Raw genomic sequence first — 594 nt, forward strand, 5'->3', positions numbered from 1 at the left:
TTCGGATCCGGAATGGCAGGTGAGAGCAGTCGCCGCCGAGACGATCGGGCGCATCGGTCAGGCCTCAGTGGCAACAGGGCTCATCGCGGCGTTGAATGACAGCTATTGGCAGGTTCGTCAAAAGGCGTTGCAAGCCGTCGCATCGTGGCGAGGTCTGCGGACGACACCGGACGCGACAGGTAGTAGACGCTGCCGCGGCTGATCTTCAAAACTTCCGCCTGCCTGATGATCGACAGATCGTGCTCACGGTCGATCATCGCTTTGCGCTCAGCAATCCCGCCTTGGTGAGCGCGCCCTCTAAAAAACTGATTTCGGCGCTGCGCACCCCCTGTCGGATAGAAACGGGTTTGGCGATAGACTGCGTTCGGAAGGGAGCGGCCGATACGATTTTGGTGGCATGTAACCCCGTCAAAAAACCTGGTCTATGGGCTGTTGCGCACTTGACAGTGGTGACGCCGTCCCGGCGAGGGTCCCGTCGCGGAGTTGGTTGGAATTAGGGTTGGCGTAGGCTCCGGGGTGATCAACCTCGAATCGTCCGGCGTTGAAGCGTCGGACTGGAGACTACGCCATGAGGCAACCTACCACGAAGCCTGA

General features: G+C 59.9%; 1 protein-coding gene and 1 pseudogene. One reads left to right on the forward strand and one right to left on the reverse strand.

Going from position 1 to position 594, the window contains the following annotated elements:
- The coding region (locus ACZYOF_RS44270; RefSeq protein WP_463719661.1) for a HEAT repeat domain-containing protein at window positions 1–202 on the forward strand (202 nt) is incomplete at its 5' end.
- Here the strand turns inward: ACZYOF_RS44270 and ACZYOF_RS44275 are convergent.
- Window positions 132–311: pseudogene (locus ACZYOF_RS44275) on the reverse strand (IS3 family transposase); the annotation flags it as partial. The gene ACZYOF_RS44270 and the pseudogene ACZYOF_RS44275 overlap by 71 nt on opposite strands.
- Window positions 312–594 lie beyond the last annotated feature (283 nt).

Source organism: Bradyrhizobium sp. LeoA1Lang (assembly GCF_055413685.1).